This window comes from Kitasatospora sp. NPDC088346 (assembly GCF_044740765.1).
GTDB lineage: Bacteria > Actinomycetota > Actinomycetes > Streptomycetales > Streptomycetaceae > Kitasatospora.
In genome coordinates this window covers 41,927-61,554 of sequence record NZ_JBIURH010000045.1, presented here as the reverse complement: position 1 = coordinate 61,554, position 19,628 = coordinate 41,927, and the positions used below count along the sequence as shown (strand labels likewise).

Annotated in this window: 17 protein-coding genes; 10 read left to right on the top strand and 7 right to left on the bottom strand. The window is 70.7% G+C overall.

Features of this window, described 5'->3' with window-relative positions; translation table 11 throughout:
- Positions 1–208 precede the first annotated feature (208 nt).
- The 8 genes from ACIOFR_RS34260 to ACIOFR_RS34225 all read left to right on the top strand — a co-directional run bounded on the left by ACIOFR_RS34260 (position 209) and on the right by ACIOFR_RS34225 (position 7,194).
- Entirely contained in the window at positions 209–367 is a 159-nt protein-coding gene (locus tag ACIOFR_RS34260) for a hypothetical protein (protein ID WP_401003405.1), read from the top strand.
- Positions 368–487: 120 nt separating this feature from the next.
- Positions 488–2,170: an IS1182 family transposase gene (locus tag ACIOFR_RS34255; RefSeq protein WP_401003403.1), complete on the top strand. Its 1,683-nt coding sequence runs from the start codon at positions 488–490 to the stop codon at positions 2,168–2,170.
- A gap of 855 nt (positions 2,171–3,025) precedes the next feature.
- Complete coding sequence (locus ACIOFR_RS34250; protein WP_401003401.1) at positions 3,026–3,208, top strand: hypothetical protein; 183 nt, start codon at positions 3,026–3,028, stop codon at positions 3,206–3,208.
- Between the two features lie 6 nt (positions 3,209–3,214).
- On the top strand, positions 3,215–4,075 hold the full coding sequence (locus ACIOFR_RS34245) for a protein kinase (protein ID WP_401003409.1): 861 nt from the start codon (positions 3,215–3,217) through the stop codon (positions 4,073–4,075).
- 10 nt (positions 4,076–4,085) lie between these two features.
- On the top strand, positions 4,086–4,319 hold the full coding sequence (locus ACIOFR_RS34240) for a hypothetical protein (protein ID WP_401003399.1): 234 nt from the start codon (positions 4,086–4,088) through the stop codon (positions 4,317–4,319).
- A 2-nt stretch (positions 4,320–4,321) separates the two neighbouring features.
- Positions 4,322–5,818: an IS1634 family transposase gene (locus tag ACIOFR_RS34235; protein ID WP_401003397.1), complete on the top strand. Its 1,497-nt coding sequence runs from the start codon at positions 4,322–4,324 to the stop codon at positions 5,816–5,818.
- A gap of 251 nt (positions 5,819–6,069) precedes the next feature.
- Positions 6,070–6,327, top strand: a complete 258-nt coding sequence (locus ACIOFR_RS34230) for a hypothetical protein (protein WP_401003395.1) — start codon at positions 6,070–6,072, stop codon at positions 6,325–6,327.
- Positions 6,328–6,360: 33 nt separating this feature from the next.
- Positions 6,361–7,194 (top strand): alpha/beta fold hydrolase, encoded by an 834-nt coding sequence (locus ACIOFR_RS34225; RefSeq protein WP_401003393.1) that lies wholly within the window; start codon positions 6,361–6,363, stop codon positions 7,192–7,194.
- Positions 7,195–7,246: 52 nt separating this feature from the next.
- On the opposite strand, the gene ACIOFR_RS34220 is transcribed toward ACIOFR_RS34225, so the two are convergent.
- Positions 7,247–7,927, bottom strand: a complete 681-nt coding sequence (locus ACIOFR_RS34220; protein WP_401003391.1) for a response regulator — start codon at positions 7,925–7,927, stop codon at positions 7,247–7,249.
- Positions 7,924–10,569: an ATP-binding protein gene (locus tag ACIOFR_RS34215; RefSeq protein ID WP_401003389.1), complete on the bottom strand. Its 2,646-nt coding sequence runs from the start codon at positions 10,567–10,569 to the stop codon at positions 7,924–7,926. Before ACIOFR_RS34215 ends, ACIOFR_RS34220 begins: the two co-directional genes overlap by 4 nt.
- A 272-nt stretch (positions 10,570–10,841) precedes the next feature.
- On the opposite strand from ACIOFR_RS34215, the gene ACIOFR_RS34210 reads away from it, so the two are divergent.
- Both ACIOFR_RS34210 and ACIOFR_RS34205 read left to right on the top strand, forming a co-directional pair.
- Entirely contained in the window at positions 10,842–11,177 is a 336-nt protein-coding gene (locus tag ACIOFR_RS34210) for a YnfA family protein (RefSeq protein WP_401003387.1), read from the top strand.
- Positions 11,178–11,440: 263 nt separating this feature from the next.
- Positions 11,441–12,565, top strand: coding sequence for an HIRAN domain-containing protein (locus ACIOFR_RS34205; RefSeq protein WP_401003385.1), 1,125 nt, complete (start codon positions 11,441–11,443; stop codon positions 12,563–12,565).
- A 247-nt stretch (positions 12,566–12,812) separates the two neighbouring features.
- Here ACIOFR_RS34205 and ACIOFR_RS34200 read toward each other — a convergent pair whose 3' ends face one another.
- From ACIOFR_RS34200 to kdpC, 5 genes are all read right to left on the bottom strand, one after another.
- Complete coding sequence (locus ACIOFR_RS34200) at positions 12,813–13,373, bottom strand: universal stress protein (protein ID WP_401003383.1); 561 nt, start codon at positions 13,371–13,373, stop codon at positions 12,813–12,815.
- A gap of 376 nt (positions 13,374–13,749) precedes the next feature.
- Positions 13,750–15,171, bottom strand: coding sequence for a hypothetical protein (locus ACIOFR_RS34195; RefSeq protein ID WP_401003381.1), 1,422 nt, complete (start codon positions 15,169–15,171; stop codon positions 13,750–13,752).
- Between the two features lie 396 nt (positions 15,172–15,567).
- A complete protein-coding gene (locus ACIOFR_RS34190) occupies positions 15,568–16,242 on the bottom strand; it encodes a response regulator (protein ID WP_401003379.1) in 675 nt (224 codons plus the stop codon).
- Complete coding sequence (locus tag ACIOFR_RS34185; RefSeq protein WP_401003377.1) at positions 16,239–18,818, bottom strand: ATP-binding protein; 2,580 nt, start codon at positions 18,816–18,818, stop codon at positions 16,239–16,241. The genes ACIOFR_RS34190 and ACIOFR_RS34185 overlap by 4 nt, the downstream gene beginning before the upstream one ends.
- Positions 18,819–19,002: 184 nt before the next feature.
- Positions 19,003–19,620: a potassium-transporting ATPase subunit KdpC gene (gene kdpC / locus ACIOFR_RS34180; RefSeq protein WP_401003375.1), complete on the bottom strand. Its 618-nt coding sequence runs from the start codon at positions 19,618–19,620 to the stop codon at positions 19,003–19,005.
- Positions 19,621–19,628: the final 8 nt, after the last annotated feature.

The window sequence follows — 19,628 nt, the reverse complement described above, 5'->3', positions numbered from 1 at the left end:
CCTAGAGAAACGACTCTCAGGCGCCCTCACCCATGTCCGCGCAGGTCAGACCCCAAATTCGTGACTCTAGGCCGCTGAATTACGCGGAACGCAGGTCCTGCGCACCTGGGACTTCGACGCACTCGTCACGCTCCCCGCGATGCAGCCTCTCCTCGTTCCCGAGACCGGCGCAGTCGGAATCCACCGCATCCACCAAAAGAGCAACACTATGCGCTACACCATCCCCAGCATCTGGACCGGCCGCGGGACGCCCCAGACGGCACGCATCCACGTCGGCGCTCCCCGCCGGCCCGCCGACGACCTGCCCGAAAGCACCACGGACCAGCAACCCGACGACCTGTTCTCGGCCGCCGCGCAGGAGGACTGATGTCCGGAGACCTCACCGACCTCAGCTTGACTCTGTCGGTGATCTTGGTGGGAGTGGGCTGACTAGCGTGGTAAGTGGGCAGCCTCGTGTCGGTGATGCAGGCCGACCCTGGCGAGGTGCATGTTGTCTGTCCGTCCCCGTTCCGGTAATCAGGTCCCCGCTCTGACTGCTCGGGTTGCGCGGGCGAGCAACCCGAACGGGACGACGGCGATGTGGGTTCGGGATCGCCTGGACGGCCTGTGGCATGACGAGGACTTCGCCAGCTGGTACCCGCGCGACGGGCACCCCGGGCTGTCACCGGCTCAGCTGGCCACAGTGAGTGTGCTGCAGTTCTTGCTGGGCCTGCCGGACCGCGACGCGGCGGAGGCCGTGCGGTGCCGCATCGACTTCAAATACGCCCTCTGCCTGGAACTGGATGATCCCGGCTTCCACCACAGCGTGTTGTCCGAGTTCAGGGACCGCCTTCTCGAAGACGACCGCGCGGACCGGCTCCTGGACCTGGCACTGGCCCGATTGAAGGACGCCGGGCTCGTGCGCGCGCGCACCAGCCAACGCACCGACTCGACCCACGTCCTGGCCGCGGTGCGTGACCTGACCCGGCTGGAGCTGGTCACCGAGTCGGTCCGCGCCGCGCTGGAAGAGACCGCCCGCACGGCCGGGCACCTGCTGGCCGGCCTGGTCGACGAGGAATGGGGGCGCCGCTACGGCAGGCCGGTCCGGCTGGGCAAGAACCCGACCCGCCCCAAGACCCGGATCCTCGCTGCCGGCGAGGACGCCTGCCGCCTGCTGGAACGCCTGCAACAGCATGGGCCGGGCCCGCAGGCCGAGGCCCTGCGGCAGGTTGTCGTGCAGAACTACTACCGCGACGCGGCGGGCCGCCTACGGTGGCGCACCGGCGAGGACGGCGGCCTGCCGCCCTCCGCCCTGGCGGTCGTCTCGCCCTACGACACCACGGCCCGCTACGTCCGCCACGGCCACATCATCGCCTGGAAGGGGTTCGCCGCCCACCTGACGGAGACGTGCGAGCCTGACAGCGTCAACGTGATCACGGACGTGGCCACCACCTCGGCGGCGACTCACGACGCCCATGTCCTGCCCGGTCTCCACGCGCGTCTGGCGCGCCGGGGGTTGCTGCCCGCCGAGCACCTGGTCGACGGCGGCTACACCTCCCTGCCCCACCTGGAGCGGGCCGCCCGTGAACACCAGGTCACCGTCAGTGGCCCGATCAAGGCCAACCCGACCCGCCAGCACCGCCTTGGTGAGGGCTTCGGCCGCGACGATTTCCGCATCGACTTCGACCGCCGCCAGGTCACCTGCCCCAACGGCCAGGTCAGCGCTGGCTGGCACGGCCCCTACCCCACCTCCGAACTCGCCGCCGCACCCCTGATCGTCGCCCGGTTCACCCACGGCCAATGCCAGCCCTGCCCGGACAGGCCGCGATGCACCAAAGCCCCCGCCCGCAACGTCGGCTTCCCACCTCGAGAACTCCACGAGCTGCAGGCCCGCGTCCGCGCCGAGCAGCAGACCCCCGAGTGGAAGGCCCGTTACGCGGTCCGCTCCGGCATCGAGGGCACCGTCAACGAGTTCGCCCACGGACACGGCATGCGCCACTGCCGCTACCGAGGCCGGCCCAAGGCACACCTGCAGCACGTCCTCACCGCCATCGCGGTGAACATCGAACGACTCAGCGCCCGGCCGGAGACCGAGGAAACCCCCACGCCGAGACCACCGACCGCCTTCCAGACCTACCTGGACCAGCACGGAATCCCGCGGTCGAAGTCCTGGCGAACCCTCGGAACCTGACCTCAATCACCAAGATCACCGACAGAGTCAAGCTGAGAGGTGATGACGTCGTCGCCGCCCCTGAAGACGACGTCGGCGCAGGCCTGTGCTGCACTGGTCATCTCGGCCGGGCTCACGACCCGCAGCACCCGGGTTCCTGGGCGCGTCCCGCTGCGCTGGGCGGGGATGGCCGGCCTCCTGGGGCCTGGTGCGGAGCGGGCGCTCGGTGCGGCGCCGCGGATCGAGGACAGGCTGGAGCGGCGGGGCCTTGACGCTGTCGGCTGCGCCGAAGAGGAGCGGGAGGTGCGCCGGGGCGCCGGCCCGAGCGGACGCGGTCCGCCCGGGAGTCCTTGGTGCTGGTGGCAGCGGAGCCCGGCCTCCTTCACCCGGTTCCTGCAGAGGGTTCTGTCCTTCTTCATGGCACGACACCTGTTGACCATGCGCAGAGAGTGACCGAGCGCGTGCTGTCGGGCAAGGGGGTGAGGCGGCCACCGTCCTGATCCGGTCATCTCGGAATGCTGTGAGACATCGGAGTCTTTGGAGGGCCACGCCCGACCGCAGCCAGGGCGTTGTAGTCGGCGGGCGGGCGTTTCCTGATCCGTTCCTGTTCGCCGGCATGAGCTGAAGAGTCCTGATGCGGCACCGGGGCGATACCGCTCAGCGGCCCCAGCGGAGATCGGCAAGGGACGGCAGGCAGGCTAGGGAGGCAGCGACGTATCGGGCTCACCACGACCGGAACCGCCAGCCGGGGAGTGGCGGCTGTACACGTGAGAGACAGAGGCCCAGCGGCCGGCGAACCGCTCCTCATGACCTCCACGGCGGCTGGACTATCTTGGCAGGTGCGATGGAGCCCCATTCGACAGCCGAAGGAGACTGATGGCCCGCTACGACTTGATCATGGCTGTCGCGGCGGGCAACCGTAGGCACTACGCCCTCGAGGCGGACAAAGTCCAAGGCGGCCAAGGCAATGTGCACCGCGCCCTGCACAAGGCGACCGGAATCCCGGTCGCCTTCAAGAAGCTGAACTCCCAACTGCCCTCCGCCCAGGCGCGCATGTAGCGGGAGATCGAGATCGGCAGGATGCTCACCGGGCACCCGAACGCCATGCCGGTCCTCGACCATGCCGCGGACCACAGTTGGTTCGTCATGCCCTGGGCCGAAGCCGCCGCCGTCGACCGCCGCGCAGACCTCAAGAAGGACGAGGCCCTGCGAACCTTGCTGCGGGACGTGTGCGCGGCCCTGGCGGAAGCGCACTCCCACGGGTGGATTCACCGCGACATCAAGCCGGCGAACATCCTCTACTTGGACGGCCGGTGGACCCTCGCTGACTGGGGGCTGGGGCGCCGGCCGCGGGGCCAGACCACCAATGCGGACCGAACCCGCGTCGGCCAGCCCTACGGCAGCGAGGGGTTCGCCCCACCCGAGCTGTCCGTCGATGCTCACCAAGCCGGCCCTCCTGCGGATGTTTTCAGTCTTGGGCAGCTCATCGGGTGGGTCCTCACCGGAGAGGAGCCGAGTCCCAACATCCCCCTGGTTCCCGCGGCCGGGCCGTGGCGGGGTGTCGTGAAGTCCGCTACCCAGCTGAACCCGGCTCACCGGCAGCAGAACGTCGCCGAGCTCTTGGCCGACATCGCCCACGAGACCGAGGCCCCACCGGAGCCGGCCATCGTTCGCGCCGAAGCCCTCCTGCCGGCAGTCAAGGCCGGCGATCGTGACGCGGCCTCGTCGCTCGTCAGCCTGGCGGCCCGGCACCCCGAGGACGCGGAACTGTACGTCGATGTCCCCGAGTTCGACAGTTGGTGGGCATGCGGGGCGGGTTGGCGACGGATCCGTGCAGGTGAGAGGCGGGGTGTCGATCCGAAGCCGCTCGAAGGCGTGGGCAAACGAATTAACGAAAGTATTGCTCTGATCTGGGCTGTTGCCTGATGATGCGGGCATGTACTTGCGGAAGATCCAGCGGCGGAACAAGGACGGGTCGGTGGTGCACTACCTCCAGCTCGCCCACAACCGGCGCAAGGACGGCACGACCCAGGCGGAGGTGCTGGTCAACTTCGGCCGCGAGGACCGCCTGGACGTCGAGGGCTGCGCCGCCTGGTCGCCTCGATCAACCGCTACCTCGGTGAGGAGGACGACGTCGCCGCCCCGCTGGGAGCTGAGGCCGGCCCGCTGACCGTGGAATCCTCCCGCCCGCTCGGGGCGGGCTGGCTGCTCAACGGGCTGTGGAACCTACTGGGCATCGACACCGCGCTGGCATCCCGCATCGACGGGCGCCGGTTCCGCACGGACATCGAGCGCACGATTTTCGCGCTGGTCGCCAACCGGGCCATCGCGCCCTCATCCAAGCTCGCCGCCGCCGAGTGGGTCACCCGGGACCAGGTGATCCCCGGCCTGGACGCGCTCACCGAACAACACGCCTACCGGGCCATGGACCTGCTGGTCGAGGCCGACACCCAGGGCGCCGTGCAGGAGGCCGTGTTCTTCTCCGCCGCCCACCTGCTCAACCTCGAAGTCGACCTGGTCTTTTTCGACACCACCAGCACATACTTCGAACGCGACGAAGCCGACGACCCCGACGGCGAGGGCAGCAGCCTGCGCCAGTACGGGCACTCCAAGGACCACCGCAAGGACCTGCCGCAGATCGTCATCGCACTGGCCGTCACCCGCGAGGGCATCCCCGTCCGCTGCTGGACCTGGCCCGGTGGCACCAACGACCAGACCGTCATCACCGAGGTCAAGGACGGCCTGCGCGACTGGCGGCTCGGCCGGGTGGTCACCGTCGCCGACTCCGGATTCTCCTCCGAGGCCAACCAGACCTACCTGCGCCGGGCCGGCGGCCACTACATCACCGGCGTCAAGATGCGCGAAGGCTCCAAGAAGGCCGACCAGGCACTCGCGCGGCAGGGCCGCTACCAACAGGTCCGCGACAACCTGCGCGTCAAGGAAGTCCGCCTCGACGGCGACGACGGCCGACGCTGGATCATCTGCCACAACCCCGCCGAAGCCGAACGCGACCACGCCCGACGCGAAGACCAACTCACCGCCATCCGCGACGAACTGGCGCGCATCAAGACCGCACGAGCCGCGGACGCCAAGAAGGCGAAGACCAAGGCCGCCAAGACCGGCACCCGACCCGCCGCCCCCTCGGACGCGCCCCACCGCAAGGCCGAATGCGCCCTGCGCGACCATCCCTCCCTCGGCCGCTGGCTCAAACAGCGCCCCGTCACTGGACGCCTGTCCATCAACACCGCCAAGATCACCGCCGAGGCCCGCCTCGACGGCAAGTACCTGCTGGCCACCAGTGACCCGGACCTGTCCGCCGAGGACGTCGCGCTCGGCTACAAGAACTTGCTGGAAGCCGAACGTGCCTTCCGCACGATGAAGTCGACCCTGGACCTGCGACCCGTCTACCACCGCCTCGACGAGCGGATACGGGCCCACGTGCTGCTGTGCTGGCTTGCCCTGCTGCTGATCCGCGTCGCCGAACGCCGCACCGAGCAGACCTGGCCCAAGATCGCCGCCGAACTCGGCCGCATCCACCAGGTCACCCTCACCGGCCCGGCCGGCAGCCTCCAGCAGACCACCCGCCTCACCGACACCCAGACCAAACTCTTCAAAGACTGCAGCGTGTCCCTTCCCCCAAAGATGAGCGCCCTCAAGACCTCCGAATAGCCCCTGAACTGGGGAAACGCACTACGGAGCCGTGGGCAAACGGCCCCGAGGCCGCCTCACGCCCATCGCCGCAGGTCACGCCGCGAATTCGCCCCCGCCGTATGCCCACCAACTGTCGAACTCGGGGGATGCAGCAGTTCAGCCGCACGGTGACCGGCGGAGTCCAGGAGGTGGCCTGGCGGGGGAAAGGCGATTGCCCGCCCAGCAGAGCCAGGATCACCTCCCCCTATGACGTCGATTCCCGCTATGCCATGAAGCGCGGGTCCGGCTGGGACGGTTACAAGGTCCACCTCAGCGAGACCTGCGACGACCCCGGTGCGGACCAGGTGCTGCCGGCCCTGACCGCAGCGATGGTCCTGCTCAAGCGACTGGACCAGGCCGAGGCCGAGAACTTCCGCAGCACCGTCCTGGTCGCCCTCGATGCGGCCACCCGGGGCCTCAAGGGCGATCCCGGCCCGGTCCTGGCCGACATCACCCGCAAGATCACCTCTGCCCTCGACGCAGCCTGACGACGCGACAGCCATCCCGAGCAGGAGGACGTCATGACGAACACGCAGTGGACCGGCATGGCGCCGGTGGACGACACGACCCTGGCCGTCACGGACACCGGCGGCGCCGGTACCCCGGTGATCTACCTCAACGGCCAGTTCGCCACCCAGGGCTACTGGCGGCACACCATCGCCGAACTGGGCCCGGGCTGGCGGCACATCACCTACGACATGCGGGCCCGCGGCAAGAAGTCGGGGCGCTCGGCGGACTACTCCTTCCAGACCATGGTCACGGACGTCGACGCGGTGCTCGCCGCCCGGAAAGTGGACCGGGCGGTGGTGGCTGGCTGGTCCTACGGGGCGTTCGTCGCGGCGCACTGGGCCAGCCGCAACCCGGAACGGGCGCTGGGCGCCGCCATGGTCGAGGGCGCCCAGCCGTACGACTGGCTGGACGACGCCATGGAGCAGCGGATCCGCAGGCAGTTCAGGCGGTTCCGCCCGCTGATGGCGCTGATGCGCGACCGGCCTGACCCCGCGGATGACGGTCGACGAGATGGCCGAGTGCAACATCGAACTCGGCAGGATCGCCCGCGAGAGCGCGATGGGCCCGGTTCTCGACGCCATCACGGTGCCGGCTCGGTATGTGGTCGCGTCGGGGTCGTCCCTCGGCAGCAAGGGCGACGAGCAGGAGCGGATCCGCGCGAGCCTCCAGGCTGTGACCGAACGGAACCCGAACATCAAGATCAGCGCGAAGGTCGCGAGCAACCACGACATGATCCTGAAGAAGGACTTCGCGACCGCCGCCAAGGCCGTACGCGACGTCGCCGGCACCCACGCCTGACCGGGTACGCCCACGCCACGGCCACGCGCCGCCTCATGGCGGCGTGAGCCCCGAACAGCCACAGGCCCTTGCTGCCTGTCTGGCGATCTTCCCAGTCCGTTACGGTTCGAACCGGTAGCCCATGCCGGGCTCGGTGATGAAGTGGCGCGGGTGCGAGGGGTCGGCCTCCAGCTTGCGGCGCAGTTGCGCGAGGTAGACCCGCAGGTAGTTGGTCTCCTTGCGGTAGGCCGGGCCCCAGACCTCCTGGAGCAGCTGGGTCTGGCCGACCAGCTTCCCGGCGTTGCGGACGAGGACCTCCAGCAGGTGCCACTCGGTGGGGGTGAGGCGGACGTCGGTGCCGTCCCGGTTGACCTTCTTGGCGGCCAGGTCGACGGTGAAGGTCGCGGTGGTGACCTGGGAGCCGTCCTCGCCGGCCACCGGCTCGGCCCGGCGGACGGCGGCGCGCATCCGGGCCAGGAGTTCGTCCATGCCGAAGGGCTTGGTGACGTAGTCGTCGGCGCCTGCGTCGAGGGCCTCGACCTTCTCGTCGGAGGCGTGCCGGGCGGACAGCACGATGATCGGGACGCGGGTCCAGCCCCGCAGGCCCTTGATCACCTCGACTCCATCCATGTCGGGCAGGCCGAGGTCGAGCACGACCACGTCGGGGTGGCGGGCCGCGGCCAGCTCCAGGGCGCTCGCGCCGTCGTGGGCGGAGTCCACCTCGTACTTGCGGGCCTTGAGGTTGATCACCAAGGCGCGGACGATCTGTGGTTCGTCGTCCACGACGAGGACCCGGGTCATGCAGGCTCCGCCTTTCGGTCAGGGTCGTTCCAGTCAGGGTCGTTCAGGTCGCGGTCGGTATGGCGGCGGTCGGGGCCGTTCGGCTGCCCGTCGGAGTCGCCGACGTCGGGCAGGTCGACGGCGGGAAGCGAGACCACCATGGTCAGGCCTCCGCCGGGGGTGTCCTCGGCGGTGACGGTGCCCTCCATCGCCTCGGCGAAGCCGCGGGCCACTGCGAGGCCCAGGCCCACACCGGCACCGCGCGGGGCGTCGCCGTGCCGCTGGAACGGGGCGAAGATCCGCTCCCGGGCCTCCTCGGGGACGCCCGGACCGCGGTCGACGATCCGCAGCTCCACCCTGGGCGGCTCGCCCGGCCGCAGCAGAGCGTCGGCCTTGATCAGCACCGGCACCCCGTCCGGGGTGTACTTCACGGCGTTCTCGATCAGGTTGGCGAGCGAGCGCTCTAGCAGTCCGGCGTCGGCGTGGATCATCGGCAGGCTCTCGGGCACGTCCACCCGCACCGCCGCGGCCGGCACCCCGCCGAGCGCGTACGGGACGACCTCGTCCAGGTCGGTGGGCCGGATCAGCGGGGTGACGGTGCCGGTCTGCAGGCGGCTCATGTCCAGCAGGTTGTTGATCAGGTGGTCGAGGCGGTCGGCGCCGGTCTCGATGCCGGCCAGCAGCTCGGCCTCGTCCTCCTCGTCCCACTCCACGTCGACCGCGCGCAGTGAGGTGACGGCGGCTTTGATGCCGGCCAGCGGGGTGCGCAGGTCGTGCGAGACGGCGGCCAGCAGGGCGGTGCGGATCCGGTTGCCCTCCGCTTCCCGCCGGGCGGCGGCCGCTTCGGTGGCGAGGCGCTCGCGCTCGGCCAGAACGGCCGCCTGGGCGGCGAACGCTCCGAGCAGCCGCCGGTCTGCGGCGGGCAGCATCCGGCCGGCCAGCACCAGCGAGAGGGTGGTGCCGGCCGGGACGGCGACCTGGCCGTCCTCCGGGTGCTCCGGCGGGTGCGGGCCGCTGACCGCCAGCGGATGCCAGGGGTCGAACTCGTGCCGCCGTTCCAGCAGCACCGCCGATTCCACGTGGAAGGTCTCCCGGACCTGGTCGAGCAGGGCGGCGAGGAGCCCCTCGCCGCTGGGCGCGCCGCGTAGCATCGTACCGGCGAGCACGCTGAGGGCCTGTGCCTCGGCCTGGCTGCGGGCGGCCTGGTGGCTGCGGCGAGCGGCCACGTCCACCACGGTGGCGACCGCGATGCCGACCGCCGTGAAGATGGCCACCGCGAGGATGTTCTGCGGCTCGGAGATGGTGAAGGTGTGGATCGGGGGCGCGAAGTAATAGTTGAGCACCGTGGAGCCGACCAGGGCGGAGGCGATCGCCGGGAACAGTCCGCCGACCAGCGCCGCGCCCACGGTCAGCGACAGGAACAGCAGCATGTCGGTGGGCAGACCGACGCCGCGGAAGTGAGTGAGCACCAGGGCGAGCAGCACCGGCCCGAGCACGCCGATCAACCAGCCGGCCACTGTCCGGGTCCGCCCCAGGTCGGTGACCCGGCGGACGGGAACCCGGCCGAGTCCGCGGGCCGCGTGCTCGTGGGTGACCATGTGGACGTCGATGTCGCCCGAGTCGCGGGTGACGGTGTAGCCGACGCCCGGGCCGTACAGGTACTGCCAGAACTTGCGGCGGCTGGTCCCGATCACGATCTGGGTGGCGTTGACGCCCCGCGCGAAGTCCAGCAGGCCGACCGCCGGGTCGTCGCCGAGTACGGTGTGGAACGAGCCGCCGAGGCTCTCCAGGAGTGCCCGCTGCTCGATCAGCGACCGCGGGGAGCTACCCGCCGACCCGTCCGAGCGGGCGATGTGCACGGCCATCAGCTCGCCGCCGGAGGTTCGGGCGGCGATCCGCGCGGCGCGGCGGATCAGGGTTGCGCCCTCCGGGCCGCCGGTCAGGCCGACCACGATCCGCTCGCGGGCCTGCCAGGTGCCCTTGATGCCCTGTTCGACGCGGTAGCGCTGGAGGTACTCGTCGACCCGGTCGGCGGTCCACAGCAGGGCGAGCTCGCGCAGCGCGGTGAGGTTGCCGGGCCGGAAGTAGTTGGCGAGCGCCGCGTCGATCTTCTCCGGGGCGTACACGTTGCCGTGGGCGAGCCGGCGGCGCAGGGCCTGCGGCGACATGTCGACCAGTTCGATCTGGTCGGCGCGGCGCACCACCTCGTCCGGTACCGTCTCGCGCTGGCGGACGCCCGTGATCGTCTCCACCACGTCGCCCAGCGACTCCAGGTGCTGGATGTTGACCGTGGAGATCACGTCGATGCCGGCGGCCAGCAGCTCCTCCACGTCCTGCCAGCGCTTGGCGTTACGTGACCCCGGCACGTTGGTGTGCGCAAGCTCGTCGACCAGAGCCACCGCAGGCCGGCGGGCCAGTACGGCATCCAGGTCCATCTCGGTGAACTCGGCGCCGCGGTGCGTCATGGTCCGGCGTGGGACGCTCTCCAGCCCTTCCAGCAGCTCGGCGGTGCGAGGCCGATCGTGGTGTTCCACGAAGCCGACCACCAGATCGGCGCCGCGGCCCACCCGGCGATGCGCCTCGGCCAGCATCGCGTACGTCTTGCCGACACCGGGGGCCGCTCCCAAGTAGATCCGCAGTCGGCCGCGGCCCGTGTGCACCATGCCCCCGAGACTACGGCCTCTTTTCTGAATATCGGCTGATCAGGCGAGGTAGTCCGTCCGGCTTAGCGCATCCTTGACGACCGGAAGGGGCGTTCGCACTGATACTCCGGTGCAGCGCCGGCTCCCTGCGATCGCCGCCGCGCCTGATGGCTGGGCCGCCGCCATGCCGAAGACGGCTGCGGCAGCGGCACCGGCGGATGCGAGTGCGGGTGCCGGAAGGCCCAGGACCCTCTGGAGATCACCCGGCTCGCCCGCCGGTAGGGTCACCGACCATGGCCGTCCTGCGCTCCGTCGCATTGTTCGTCGCCGCCGCCTTCTTCGAGATCGGTGGCGCCTGGTTGGTGTGGCAGGGCGTTCGCGAGCACAAGGGCTGGGCCTGGATCGGTGCCGGTGTCATCGCTCTCGGTATCTACGGCTTCGTCGCCACTCTGCAGGACGACGCCAATTTCGGACGCATCCTCGCCGCGTACGGCGGCGTCTTCGTCGCCGGTTCCCTCGCCTGGGGCATGGCCGTGGACGGCTACCGGCCGGACCGCGCCGACGTCATCGGCGCCCTGATCTGCCTGACCGGCGTCGCCGTCATCATGTACGCCCCCCTCGGCCGCTGACCGGCCCTTTCCGACCGCGAAATCTGGGCCCGCAACGGGCCGGTGGCCACTGGAGAAGCCCGGGCATCAGAAGGAAGGCAGACGCGTGGGCGGTGGGTCACACGAGCAGGTCGGGCGCCCCTTAGAACATGAGGTGCGGATTCGGGGGACCGCTGTCGAGGGGGCGCAGCACGCACGCCGCAGCTGACCTCTGCAACCTCCACTGGTGGCGATCAGCATCTCCCTCGTGTGGGCTTGGAGGTATGGACGGAGACGGGATCAGCGTGGAATTCGACGGTTCCTACCTGCATGTCCGGGCCAACAACGTCATCGAGCGAAACCGGTTCGGCACTGACGACCTGCTCGTGCCCGCGGCGGAGATTGCGTCGGTCACGATCAAGAGTCCGAGGCTGATGGCGGATGGCCACCTCGACGTCTTCACCTGCGGTGGCGGCGTCTACCAGCTTCACTTCACGCGAAGGCAGCGACCAAGCTTCGTCTCCCTTCACCGCCGGCTTCTGGACGCAGTCGACCACGTCTCCCGCTGCCGCCCCGCCCAAAGCAGTGCCGGCGGACGGCCAGGAGGAGTCCAGGCAGGTCCCGCCAGGTCATCTACGGCACGGGTCGGCAGGGAACCCTGGCTGCTGCACACGGTGGGGTGGTTCCGCCAGGACGTGGCCGGCGAGTCGCACCACAGTGATCAGCTCGAGAAGATCGCCGGTCCGGAAGCCGCCGGCGAGAAGCGACTCATGGCCGAGCTGCGGCGCGAGCCACGCAACCCCCATGACCGCGATGCCATCCGAGTGCTCCTCGATGGGCAGCTCGTCGGCTACGTTCCCCGCGCGGATGCGCCGGCGTATCAGGAGGAGCTGAAAGAGGTGGAGAGCTGGGGACGGTCGGCGCAGTGCCCGGCACGATTGTGGTGGCGCCGGGAGCAGCAGGAGCTCGTGGCATGCGTCTCGCTCGACCTCGCCGAACCGGGGAGCATCGTGCCGCTCGTCCGAGCACCCGAGGGTGAGTTGGTAGTTCCTGCGGGCCGATGGTTCCAGGTGACCGGAGAGGACAAACACATGGATGTCCTCGTGCCCCTGCTGGAGAGGGCGTACTTCCCCGGGCGGGCGTTCGCCTATGCCCGCCTGGATCTGGTCGACCGCGCCGGCCCCCGGTCGGTGACTCCGATCGTGGTCGTACGCATCGGCGACGGCGTGGTCGGCGAGCTGAGCCGGCAGACCTCCGAAAAGATGCGCCGGCTCTTGGGGCCGCTGCGCGACGCACGGGCGGACTGCTACGCCGAGGCGGAGCTGACCGGCAACTCGCTCGCCGCTGAGGTCCGTGTGTCCCTGACGATGCCCGAAGAGCTCCCACCGGACTTCGTACAGAGCGTCACAGCCAAGCTGGGACAGTCGTAACCGAGGGACAAAACGTGGCGCCTGAGTCACTGCCGCTTGGGCGGAGCGCAGCGCGCGAGCGCCGTCGTTACGGAGATCAGCGGCTGCTGCCCTGACGCACATGCGGGAGAGCCGTCACCGTGCCGCGCCCAGCGACCACGTGGCACGTGCAGGATGGAACCGAGACGACGTAGTGGTCCAGCCGGTGGCTCCCGCAGCGCTCCCCTGTGAGGACGGAGATCACTTACGACCCCCGATCGCGCCCGCTTCAGAGGGTGCACGTTGCGCCCGGTGCGTCACCGGCCTCGTGGGTGTCCCACGAGCGGAGCAGTCGCCTCGGCCAGTCGAGCTCGCGCAACATCGCCGGACGGGGCACGACCAGGACCGGGCAGCTGGCACGCCGAACGCAGAACCGAGTGACCGAGGGCCGCATACCGCGGCGCAGCCAGTTGCCGCTGCCCGCGCCGACCACGAGCAGGTCCTCTGGCCGGTCCGCCAGGGCGGCGAGCGCCGCGCCCGGCTCGGCGCGGACGAGTTCGGCGTGAAGTGGGACGGTCGGGCCGGCCGAGCCGAAGGCGTTGTCGAGGGCCGTGCGCAACCGGTCTGCGGCGGCGGCTCGGACGGCGGCGAGCACGGGCGGGCACGGGGAGCGGCGGTAGCCGTGCTCGCCGCCGGGCGGCTGCCAGGCGAGAACGGCGAGGACCTCGGCGTCACGCCGGTGGGCTTCGTCGACGGCCCTGTGCAGTGCGGCCAGGCTGCCGAGCGAGCCGCTGATCCCGACCACGACTCGTGTCGGCCGCGGCTCGCGGCCCTCCGCGTGGATGTCCATGTTCCCCGAACCTCCGATGCTGTGTTGGGACCATCAGATCCCCGGAACCGGCATCGGTCGGCTGTTCTTGACGAGGTCCTTGCGGCGCACAGGGGGATCTTTGCGGTCTCTGACGGGACGGCGCACTACAGGGATTGCCGCGGCGTGATCCGCCGGGCCGGCTACGGCTCGAACCTGCAGCCGGCCCGGGTTCGGTGTCGAAGAGCCGAGCGTGGGAGGGGCCGTTCTCGAGCCTGCGGCACAGCTGGGCGCGGTAGCCGTGCGGGTGGTTGGTCTCGCTTCCGCAGGCCCGGCCCCGGGTTCTGCCGGAGGAGCATCTTCTGTCCGACGAGGAAGCACTGGGGCGAAGGTTTGTGGGCCGGTGGTCGCGACCGGGTCAGCGGTACTCGCGCAGGCGGGGACGGACGCCGATCACGGTCAGGGCGAGCGCCGCGGCGATGACGAGTGCGCCGGTGGTCGCGGTGGTAGCGCCCAGGTCGGCGTCGGTGTCGGCGACGGCCTGCTCGAAGGCGTGCTGGTTGATCGCGAGGACGTCGTCGAGGGCCGCGGTGAGGGCAGCGAAGTCGGCGTTGGACTGGCCGGCGGCGAGGCCGGTGTTGAAGGTGACGGCGTCTTTCAGCCGGCCCTGGTGTAGCAGGGCCCGCATGGCGCGGTCGTCCCGCTGGTACTGCTGGTAGGCGGTCAGGACCCGTTCGGCGGCGTCCTGCTCGCCGCCGAAGGTGATGTTGCCGAGTTCGGTGCCGAGGTAGCCGGCGAACGGGACCTGGGTGCGGTCGGCGCGGTGCCGGTCAGCCGCCTTGGCCAGCCGGTCGTCGTAGGTGGTGAGCGTGGCGCCGTCGAGGCGCGCGAACGTCTGGGACTTGTCGAGGAAGCTCTGCTCGTACGCGGCGGCGCGGGCGGGGTCGGTGAGGTAGCGGCTCTCGTCGGCGTTCATGTCGTAGGCGACGGCGCGGGCCCGGCTGAGCGCGATGACCGAGTCGTAGGCGTTGGCCTTGGCGACGGCCAGCTGGTCCGCGGCGCGCGAGGCGAGCGTCATGCCTCCGATCAGGCCGGCGGCCACGAGCAGGGTGGTCGCGGCGAGCGGCAGATTGAGCAGACGGCGGAAGCGACGGCTGAGGGTGCGCTGCAGCACGGCGAGGGCGGCCAGGGCGAGCAGCCCGGTGGCGAGGATCCACCACAGGCCGTCGGCGAGGGCGTCGCGCCGCTCCGTGTGTGTGGCCTCGACGGTGGCGACGTTGGCGGCGGTGACCTGGTCGGCGGCGGGCAGTAGCTGCTGCCGGAGCAGGTCGGTGGCCTGCCGGTACGCCTCCAGCGCCTCCGCCGAGGGCTTTCCGGCCGGATCGTGGGACTGTTCCGCCAGGAGCTGGGAACGCGCCACCAGTGCCTCGTAGCGGCCGAGTTCCCCGAGAACGGTCTGGACGGCCCGCTGCCCGGCCGGGTCTGCGGCGGTGGCCTCGGCGGCGCGCTGCAGATCGGCGTCGGCCTGCGCGCGGCGCTGCTCGTAGGTGTCCAGAGTCTGCCGCCGCAGCGCCGTGTAGTCGGGGTCGGCGCCGAGCAGCAGCAGGTTGGCGGCCTGGGCGTCCATGTCGTTGAGCGCGAAGTACAGGTCGGCGGCCCGCGCGGCCTGCGGGCCCGAGCGGTGGCCGATGGTGTCGGTGCCGTCCCTCGCACCCGCCAGAACGGTGGCGGTGGTGGCGCCGAAGGCCAGCACGGCGGTGAGCACGAGTGCGGTCAGGGCCCGGACCAACCGCGGGGTGTTCCACCAGGCGCGGGTGAGCTGGGGAGGACGGTGCCGCACCGGCCCCGGGCGTGAGGGTGAGGTGCTCGCGTCCGGGACCGGTGCCTGCGCTCCCCCCGCTTCCCAGGTGCGGGGGACGCGTGCCCCGGGTATCGGGCCGGCCGTACCTCGGTTCGCCACCCCCGGCGAACCTCCTGTCTTTCCTGGTACGGCACTTGTGCCCGATGTGCCCGCTGTCATGGCGCGCGTCCCCCTCCCCTTTTCACCTGGCCGCCGATGGTTGATCGGTGAAGGTCTCCACCGGCGTGGAAGCGGTCCTTCTTCCCCCACGAAGTCGGAACCGCTTTCCTCGCAGCTGACGCTATGCCCGGACCGAGGGGGAGCCCCGCCGTCCTAACGCTTCCTTTGCGCCGCGCGAAGGGGTCTTGACGGCACGTTGACGGGGTCGCCGGGCCGTCATGGTTCGAAGCGGTAGCCGATGCCGGGTTCGGTGATCAGGTGACGGGGGCGGGTGGGGTCGGGCTCGAGCTTGCGCCGCAGGCCGGCCAGGTAGACCCGCAGATAATTGCCGTGGCTCTCCGCGTCCGGGCCCCAGACCTCACGCAGCATCTGCTTGCCTGGCACCAGCCGGCCGGGGCTGGCCAGCAGCAGCCGCATGATCTTCCACTCCGTGGGGGTGAGCCGCACCGGGCCGTCCGGGCCGGTGACGACGGCGGCGGCGAGGTCGATGGTGTGCTCGCCGACCGTGAACTGCGGCACGGCGGGTTCCCCTGCGGGCCGGCGCATGACGGCCCGCAGGCGGGCGAGGAGTTCGTCCATGACGAACGGCTTGGTCAGGTAGTCGTCGGCGCCCGCGTCCAGGGCCTGCACCTTCTCGTGGGCGTCGGTACGGCCGGACAGGACGATGATCGGCACGGCGCTCCAGGCACGTAGCCCGCGGATGATGTCCATGCCGTCGAAGTCGGGCAGGCCGAGATCGAGGAGCACCACATCCGGCGGCGTACGGCCGGCCACTTCCAGTGCTTCGGCCCCGGTGGCTGCGGTCAGCACCGCATAGCGACGGGCGTGCAGGTTGATCTTCAGCGCGCGCAGCATCTGCGGTTCGTCGTCGACGACCAGAATCTGCGTCACTCCCCCGGCCCTCCGTTCTTGTCCACCGTCAGGTCGTCCACGCTCGCGGCGGCGTCGGACAGTTCGGCCGCGGGCAGGGTGAGCAGCATCGTCGTGCCGCCGCCCGGGGTGTCCTCGACCTCCAGGGAGCCGCCCATCGCCTCGGCGAGGCCGCGGGAGAGGGCGAGGCCGAGGCCGACGCCGGTGGTGTTGTCGGTGTCGCCGAGGCGCTGGAACGGCAGGAAGACCCGGTCACGGTCCTCGGGCGGGATCCCCGGGCCGCGGTCGATCACCCGGATCTCGACCCGTTCGAGGTAATGGCTGGCGGCCACCAGGACAGGCGCGCCGGGTGCGTTGTACCGCAGCGCGTTGGTGATGACGTTGGCCAGCACGCGTTCCAGCAGGGGCGGATCGGCGAGCACGGGCGGCGCAGTGTCGAGGTCGAGCGGCTGGATCGGTGCGTACCGGTCGAGCAGGGAGTCGAGGGCTCGGGGCAGCACCTCGTCCAGGTGGACGGGTTCGAGGTGCAGGATGAGGGCGCCGGCCTGCAGGCGGCTCATGTCGAGCAGGTTGTCGACCAGGCGGGTGAGCTTGACCAGGGACTCGTCCGCGGTGGCGAGGAGTTCGGCCTGGTCCTCGGGCGAGAACTCGACGTCGGGGCTGCGCAAAGAGCCGACCGAGGCGAGGGCGACGGCGAGCGGAGTGCGCAGGTCGTGGCTGACCGCCGCGAGGAGCGCGGTGCGCATCCGGTCGGCGGCCTTGATCGGCTCAATCTCGGCAGCGGCGGTGGCGAGGCGGTCGCGTTCCAGGGCGGCGGCGATGTGGGCGGCGAAGGCGGTGAGCACCCGCTGGTCGGCGGCCGGCAGGCGGCGCCCGGCCAGGACGAGCAGCGCGCCTGCCCCTACCGGTAGTTCGGTGACCGTGCGGTCCGGGGCGGAGTCACCCCCCGCGTCGCTGCGGCCCATTGCCTCACCGCTCACGCGGTCGAGCAGGGCGACCGAGTCCAGGGCGAAGGCGGTGCGGGTCTTGTCCAGCAGTTCGGGCAGCGCGTCCGCGCCGCGCAGCACGCTGCCCGCCAGGGTGGAGAGTGTCTCGGCCTCGGCGGTCGCGCGGGCGGCCCGTTGGGTGAGCCGGGCGGCGTGGTCGACCACGGTGGAGACGGTGAGCGCGACGGCGGCGAACACCACGAGCGCGATGGCGTTGTTGGGTTCGCCGATGGTGAAGGTGTGAACCGGCGGGATGAAGTAGTAGTTGAGCAGCAGCGAGGCGACCAGTGACGCCAGCAGGGCGGAGGCCGCCCCGCCCAGCAGTGCCACTCCGACGACGCCCAGTTGGAAGATCAGCGCGTCCGTGGTCAGGTTGACCTGGGTGTGGAACTGGGAGAGCACCGCCGTCAGCACCGCGGGCACGGCCAGGCCGGCGAGGATTCCCGCGACCGTGCGCCGCCGGGAGTGGCGCCGTCCGAGCGAGGGCAGCCGGCCGCGGCCGGTGAACTCGTGGGTGACCATGTGGACGTCGATGTCCTCGGAGCCGTCCACTGTGGTCTGGCCGGTGCCGGGTCCGGTGAGGAACCGGTTGATCCTGCCCCGGCGGCTGGTGCCGAGCACCAGCTGCGTGGCGTGGTGCGCCCGGGCGAATGCCAGCAGGGCGGTCGGGATGTTGTCGCCGACCACTACGTGGTAGCTGCCGCCGAGGGTCTCCACCAGCTGCCGCTGTTCGGCGAGGGCGCCCGGGGAGGCGCCCGCCAGCCCGTCACTGCGGCTGATGTGGACTGCGAGGAGTTCGCCGCCGGCGGTGCGGTCGGCGATGCGGGCGGCGCGGCGGATCAGGGTCTCGCCCTCGGGGCCGCCGGTGAGGGCGACCACGACGCGTTCCCGGGTCTCCCAGACGCGGTCGATGTTGTGGGTGGCGCGGTAGTCGCGCAGGCCTTCGTCGACGCGGCCGGCGACCCAGAGCAGGGCGAGTTCGCGCAGGGCGGTGAGGTTGCCGACCCGGAAGTAGTTGGAGAGCGCGGCGTCCACCTTCTCCGCCTTGTAGACGTTGCCGTGGGCCATCCGGCGGCGCAGGGCCTGGGGGGCCATGTCGACCAGTTCGATCTGGTCGGCGCGGCGCACGACTTCGTCGGGGACGGTCTCGCGCTGCGGGATGCCGGTGATCTTCCGGACGACGTCGTTGAGCGATTCCAGGTGCTGGACGTTGACGGTGGTGATGACGTCGATCCCGGCGGCGAGGAGTTCCTCGACGTCCTGCCAGCGCTTGGCGTTGCGCCCGCCGGGGATGTTGGTGTGCGCGAGCTCGTCCACCAGGGCGACCTGCGGCCGGCGGGCGAGGACCGCGTCCAGGTCCATCTCCGGGAAATCGGTGTCGCGGTAGCGGCGGGTCAGGCGCGGCACGGTCTCCAGGCCCTGCAGCATGTTCTCGGTGTGCCGTCGGCTGTGGCACTCGATGTATCCGACGACCACGTCCGCGCCCCGGTCGAGCCGTCTGTGCGCCTCGTCGAGCATCCGGTAGGTCTTTCCGACGCCGGGGGCCGAACCGAGGTAGACCCTCAACTGCCCGCGGCGCGTGGTGGTGCCGGGGGTGAGGTCACGGGACATGGGCGCTGCTCTTTCCGTACGAAAGCGGCCGGGGAGGGGGCTGTCGACGACAGCATCTGTGCGGATTCCGTTGTTCCGCTGGGCGGGCGCCGGCTGTGGTTCCGAACGCGTGGCAGGCCGACCCGGGCGCGGGATCCACTTCCCTCGCCCGGGTCGGCCTGTCACCAGCCGGTCGTCTGCGGCATCACTTCTGCTCGCTGATCGCCTTGTTCAGAAGGACAACGTTGACGCCGTCCTGGCCGAGGAAGCCGAGCGAGCGGCCCTCGGTGTACTTGTCGATCAGCTGGTTCAGCGTGTCGGCGGACAGGTTGCGTGCCTTGGCGACCCTGGCCACCTGCTCCTTCGCGTAGGCGACGGAGATGTGCGGGTCCAGGCCGGAGCCGGAGGCGGTGACCGCGTCCACCGGGACGGTTGCCGGGTCGACGCCGTCGAAGGCGGCGATCGCGGCGCGGCGGTCCTCGATCGCCTTGGTCAGCTTCTCGTCATTGGGGCCGAGGTTGGAGGCACCCGAGGCCTTCGGGTCGTAGCTACCGGCGGAGAAGCGCGGCTGGAACCACTTCGGGTCCGGCTTCGCCTCTTCGTCCGCGTTGTTCGGGTCCTGCTTCGGCAGGTTGTAGTTCTGACCGAGCAGACTGGAGCCGACCTCCTTGCCGTCGGAGGTGACGATCGATCCGTTGGCCTTGTCGGCGAAGGCGACCTGGCTGATGCCGGTGACAAGCAGCGGGTAGGCGAGGCCGAGGATGACGGTCATCACCAGCAGCATCCGCAGCGCGGTGAGGTGGGTGCGCAGAACAGTGGGCATGATGGCCT

Excerpts from the sequence above, each read along its gene's own strand:
- ACIOFR_RS34225 (WP_401003393.1), top strand. The coding sequence starts at position 6,361 with ATGACGAACACGCAGTGGACCGGCATGGCGCCGGTGGACGACACGACC.
- kdpC (WP_401003375.1), bottom strand. The coding sequence starts at position 19,620 with ATGCCCACTGTTCTGCGCACCCACCTCACCGCGCTGCGGATGCTGCTG.
- ACIOFR_RS34185 (WP_401003377.1), bottom strand. The coding sequence starts at position 18,818 with ATGTCCCGTGACCTCACCCCCGGCACCACCACGCGCCGCGGGCAGTTG.
- ACIOFR_RS34250 (WP_401003401.1), top strand. The coding sequence starts at position 3,026 with ATGGCCCGCTACGACTTGATCATGGCTGTCGCGGCGGGCAACCGTAGG.
- ACIOFR_RS34200 (WP_401003383.1), bottom strand. The coding sequence starts at position 13,373 with ATGGACATCCACGCGGAGGGCCGCGAGCCGCGGCCGACACGAGTCGTG.
- ACIOFR_RS34210 (WP_401003387.1), top strand. The coding sequence starts at position 10,842 with ATGGCCGTCCTGCGCTCCGTCGCATTGTTCGTCGCCGCCGCCTTCTTC.
- ACIOFR_RS34220 (WP_401003391.1), bottom strand. The coding sequence starts at position 7,927 with ATGACCCGGGTCCTCGTCGTGGACGACGAACCACAGATCGTCCGCGCC.
- ACIOFR_RS34230 (WP_401003395.1), top strand. The coding sequence starts at position 6,070 with ATGAAGCGCGGGTCCGGCTGGGACGGTTACAAGGTCCACCTCAGCGAG.
- ACIOFR_RS34215 (WP_401003389.1), bottom strand. The coding sequence starts at position 10,569 with ATGGTGCACACGGGCCGCGGCCGACTGCGGATCTACTTGGGAGCGGCC.
- ACIOFR_RS34260 (WP_401003405.1), top strand. The coding sequence starts at position 209 with ATGCGCTACACCATCCCCAGCATCTGGACCGGCCGCGGGACGCCCCAG.
- ACIOFR_RS34255 (WP_401003403.1), top strand. The coding sequence starts at position 488 with ATGTTGTCTGTCCGTCCCCGTTCCGGTAATCAGGTCCCCGCTCTGACT.
- ACIOFR_RS34240 (WP_401003399.1), top strand. The coding sequence starts at position 4,086 with ATGTACTTGCGGAAGATCCAGCGGCGGAACAAGGACGGGTCGGTGGTG.